This is a genomic window from Pseudomonas citronellolis (assembly GCF_029335315.1).
GTDB lineage: Bacteria > Pseudomonadota > Gammaproteobacteria > Pseudomonadales > Pseudomonadaceae > Pseudomonas > Pseudomonas citronellolis_A.
This window is the reverse complement of record NZ_JARJLT010000163.1, coordinates 1-4,235: the sequence shown is the minus strand read 5'-3', so window position 1 is coordinate 4,235 and position 4,235 is coordinate 1. Positions and strand designations below refer to the sequence as shown.

Annotated in this window: 4 protein-coding genes; all 4 read right to left on the bottom strand. The window is 69.6% G+C overall.

Annotation, left to right across the window (positions count from 1 at the left end; translation table 11 throughout):
- Window positions 1-1,063: ABC transporter substrate-binding protein (locus P3W75_RS13225; protein WP_276227805.1), on the bottom strand; the 1,063-nt coding region annotated here is incomplete at its 3' end.
- 29 nt (window positions 1,064-1,092) lie between these two features.
- The gene (locus P3W75_RS13220; protein ID WP_276227804.1) at window positions 1,093-1,902 is read right to left on the bottom strand and encodes an ABC transporter permease; all 810 of its coding nucleotides are present in this window, start codon (window positions 1,900-1,902) and stop codon (window positions 1,093-1,095) included.
- On the bottom strand, window positions 1,899-2,807 hold the full coding sequence (locus P3W75_RS13215) for an ABC transporter permease (RefSeq protein WP_276227803.1): 909 nt from the start codon (window positions 2,805-2,807) through the stop codon (window positions 1,899-1,901). Before P3W75_RS13215 ends, P3W75_RS13220 begins: the two co-directional genes overlap by 4 nt.
- A complete protein-coding gene (locus tag P3W75_RS13210) occupies window positions 2,804-4,108 on the bottom strand; it encodes an NAD(P)/FAD-dependent oxidoreductase (protein ID WP_276227802.1) in 1,305 nt (434 codons plus the stop codon). Before P3W75_RS13210 ends, P3W75_RS13215 begins: the two co-directional genes overlap by 4 nt.
- Between the last annotated feature and the right edge of the window lie 127 nt (window positions 4,109-4,235).

Here is a 4,235-nt window from a genome sequence, read left to right as displayed (position 1 = left end):
CGCCCGCCTTGACCCGCTCGAAGAGCTTGGACAGCTCGTCGTTGCTGGGGATCGGCCGGGTCATGATGGTGGACTTGAGCACCACCTCGGGGTCGCTGGGCAGCGACAGCTCGTCGAGCTTGGCTTTCGGCACCTGGGCGAAAGCGGCGCTGCTGGCGCTGCCGTAGCCGTATTCCTCGATCAGCTTGGCGCCGGATTCGGGCTTGAGCCGGGCGTTGATGAAGTCGTAGGCCTGGTCGACGTGCCTGGCGTCTTTGAGCAGCACCATGCCGCAGACCCAGGTGAGCATGCCTTCCTTGGGCTTCATGAACTCCACCGGCACGCCCTGGCGCTTCAGCGCGGTGGCCGAGGCGTTCCAGGTCATGGCCGCGACCAGCTCGCCGCTGGCCAGGGATTGCTCCACGGAGGTCATGTCGGTGGTGTAGCTGCGCACCAGCGGGCGCTGCTCGCGCAGGGTCTTGCCGACCTTCTCCAGCTGCGCCGCGTCGAGTTTGTTGAAGGGGTCGACGCCGGACAGCAGCGCCGCCACCAGCGGGGTGTCGTGCACCGCGTCGATGGTCGCCATGCGCCCGGAGTATTCCGGGTTCCAGAGCATCTTCCAGCTGTTCTCGGGGTTCTTCACCAGGTCGGTGCGGTAGAGGATCGAGGTGTTGCCCCAGTCCCACGGCACCATCCACACCTTGCCGTCGGCGTCGACCACGCCGGGCAGCTTCTTGATCACCGGGAAGATGCTGTCCCAGTTCTTCAGCCGCGAGGCGTCCAGCGGTTGCAGCAGGCCGGCCTGCTTCCAGCGCTCGATCTTGTCGTAGCAGGGGTGGGCGATGTCCGGGTGGAAGCCGGCGCGCACCTTGGACAGGGCGTCGTCGTCGTCGCCGAACACCGAGATGTCGACCTTGTCGGCCGGATAGCCGGGGTGGAACTCGGGCAGCTCGTAGCCGGACCAGGTCAGGTAGCTCAGCTTGCCGTCGTCAGCGGCGTGGCCGGCGCCGGCCAGGGCCAGCGACAGGCTGAACGCCGACAGGCCGGTGGCCAGCAGCCGTAGGGGTTTCGCAGCGGTCTTCATGATGGTGCACCTCCAGTGGGTTGGCATTCTCAACGGGGACTACGCAAGGCTCGGTTGCTGGCGCGCCGCAGGGCTTCGGCGAGCGTGGCGATGACGATGGACGTGAGCAGGATCAGGCTGCCCAGGGCCATCACGCTGGGCAGCTGGCGCGGGAAGCGCAGCTGGGTCCAGATGTAGATCGGCAGGGTCGGCTCGTTGCCGACCAGGAAGAAGGCGACGATGAATTCGTCGAACGAGGTGATGAACGCCAGCATGAAGCTCGACAGCAGGCCGGGCAGGGCCAGCGGCAGGGCGATGCGGCGCAGGGTGGTCCACTCGTCGGCGCCCAGGTCCATGGCGGCTTCCTCGAAGCTGCGCGGGAAGGCGGCGAAGCGGCTGCGCATGACCACCACGGCGGTGGGCAGGCAGAAGCAGGTGTGGCCGACGATGATCGCCCCCAGTGACGGCTGCAGGCCGGCCAGGTTCACCGCGATCAGCAGGGCGATGCCGAGCACCACGCCGGGCACCAGGATCGGCAGCCGCGCCAGCAGCGACACGCTGCGCGCCCAACCGCCGCCGCGGCGCTGGTCGGCGTAGGCGATCAGCGCGCCGCACACCGTCGCCAGGGCGGCCGAGCAGGTGGCCACCAGCAGGCTGTTGAGCGTCGCCTGGGTCAGGCTCGGGTTGCCGAACAGGCTGTGGTACCAGGCCAGGGTGAAGCCGCGCAGCGGGAAGGCGGCGAGGGTCGAGTCGTTGAACGAGAACAGCGGGATGAGCAGCATCGGCAGGTACAGGAAGACCAGGTAGGCCAGTACGTACAGGCTCAGCCAGCGGCTGTTCTTGGTGGCGTGGGCGCTCATGTGCGGCTTCCCCAGCGTTGGTTGCACAGGCGGACGAGGAGGATCACCAGGCCGATGGCGAGCATGCTCACCACCGCCAGGGCGGAGCCGGCCGGCCAGTCGTTGGCCTTGCCGAACTGCGCCTGGATCAGGCTGCCGATCAGGGTGCTGCTGGGGCCGCCGACCAGCGCCGGGGTGACGTAGTCGCCCACGGTCGGCACGAACACCACCAGCGCGGCGGAGAGCACTCCGGGCATCGACAGCGGCAGGATCACCCGGGCGAAGCGCTGGCTCGGCCGCGCGCCGAGGTCGGCGGCGGCCTCGAACAGGTTGCGCGGCACGCTGCTCAAGCTGACGTAGATCGGCAGCACGGCGAAGGCCGCGTAGGCGTGGGCCAGGGTCACCACCACCGCGCTGGGGGTGTTGAGCAGCGCGGTCAGTGGTTGCTGGATCAGCCCCAGCTCCAGCAGCGCCGAGTTCAGCACGCCGTTGTAGGCCAGCACGATCTTCCAGGAGAACACCCGTAGCAGGTAGCTGGTCCAGAACGGCAGGCTGACCAGGAACAGCAGCAGGTTGCGCCGGGGGCCGGCGTGGAACGCAAGGTAGTAGGCCACCGGGTAGGCCAGCACCACCGTGACCAGGGTCACCAGCCCGGCCAGCAGCAGCGAGCGCAGCAGCACCAGGCGGGTCAGCGGGTCGATCAGGGCGTCGCTCAGGTTGCTCAGGGTGAAGGCGCTGCCCAGCAGCTGGCCGTCGTTGACCCGCAGGCTGAGGAACAGCACCAGGCCCAGGGCGAACAGCACCAGGGTGCAGGTGACCAGGGTGCCGGGCAGGTTGATCAGCGCGTCGAACAGCCGTCGCCGGTTGCGCGGCGGCTTGGCCTCGGCTGGCGCGGCCTGGGGTTGCGGTTGCAGCGAGGCGTTCATGGCGTGGGCTCCTGCATCCGCCGTTCGATGACGTCGCGCAGGCGCAGCGCATTGGCGGTGACCCGCGCCACGGTGCGGTGGAAGAGGGCGCCGGGCAGCGGCCGGTAGGGCGTCACCGGGTACACGCTCTCCTGCTCCGGCAGGCCGTCGATCAGTTCGGCGACCACCCGCCCCATCAGCGTCGCCATGGCCACGCCACGGCCGTAGTAGCCCAGCGCGACCGTGAGCCCCGGCTGCGGCCGGTGCAGCAGCGGGATGCGGCTGGCCGGCACGGCGATGCGCCCGCTCCAGCAATGGCTCAGCGCGGTGCCGGCGAGCGCCGGGAAGATGCTCAGCATTTCCTTGGCCACCCGCTGCGCGTCGCTGAGGCCGACGCGGTCGGTGAAGGCGCCACGGGTGCCCAGCAGCAGGCGGCCGTCGGCGCTGCGGCGGAAGTAGCGCAGCACGCGGTAGCTGTCGGACACCGGCAGGTCGCCGGGCAGGATGCGTTCCAGCAGTTCGGCCGGCAGCGGCTCGGTGGCGGCCTGCAGGCTCCACAGCGGCACGTGGGTCTGCGCCAGGCCGGGGTAGAGGTTGCCGGAATAGGCGTTGGTGGCGATCAGCACCTGCTCGGCCTGGATCTCGCCGGCGCTGGTGCGCACCGTCCAGCGCCCGCCGGCATGCTCCAGCGACAGGGCGCGGACTTCCTCGTGGATGCTCACGCCGCGGCGACGCGCGGCGTCGGCCAGGCCGTGCAGGTAGCGCAGCGGCTGCAGCATGCCGCCACGCGGATCGAGCATGGCGCCCAGATAGGCCGAGCTGCCCACGCGCCGCCGCGCCTCTTCGGCGCCCAGCAGTTGCACCGGCGCGCCGACCTCCTGGCGTTCGACGGCGCGCGCCCGCTGCTGCTCCAGCGCCGCGCCGTTGTGCAGGGCGAGCAACCAGCCCTGCTGGCGGGCGCCGCAGTCGATGCCGTGCTCGCGGATCAGCCCGAACACCTCGTCGGCGGCGCCGTATACCGCACGGATCAGCGGCGCGGCGCGGCGCTCACCGAAGCGCTCGCGCAGCTCCTGCGGGCCCAGCTTGAGCCCCGGAATCACCTGGCCGCCGTTGCGCCCGGAAGCGCCCTGGCCCAGGCGCAGGGCGTCGATCACCACCACGCCCGATTGCCGCGCTGCCAGGTGCAGGGCGCTGGACAGCCCGGTGTAGCCGGCGCCGATCACCAGACAGCGCGCCTTGGCGGGCAGCCCGGCGAGCATCGGCGGCGGAGTGCCGGCTTCGAACTGCCAGTAGTTGCTGTAGGAGGTTTGATCTGTCTTCATATTGTATCGATAATCGATATGTGTGTATTGGAATTAATTCCATTCTTCACCATGAAGGATTCGTGTCAATCGGCGATTGCCGGGCATGTCGCGAATGGAGCGACGCTGTCGCGGGCGGGTATGCGCG

Excerpts from the sequence above, each read along its gene's own strand:
- P3W75_RS13210 (WP_276227802.1), bottom strand. The coding sequence starts at position 4,108 with ATGAAGACAGATCAAACCTCCTACAGCAACTACTGGCAGTTCGAAGCC.
- P3W75_RS13215 (WP_276227803.1), bottom strand. The coding sequence starts at position 2,807 with ATGAACGCCTCGCTGCAACCGCAACCCCAGGCCGCGCCAGCCGAGGCC.
- P3W75_RS13220 (WP_276227804.1), bottom strand. The coding sequence starts at position 1,902 with ATGAGCGCCCACGCCACCAAGAACAGCCGCTGGCTGAGCCTGTACGTA.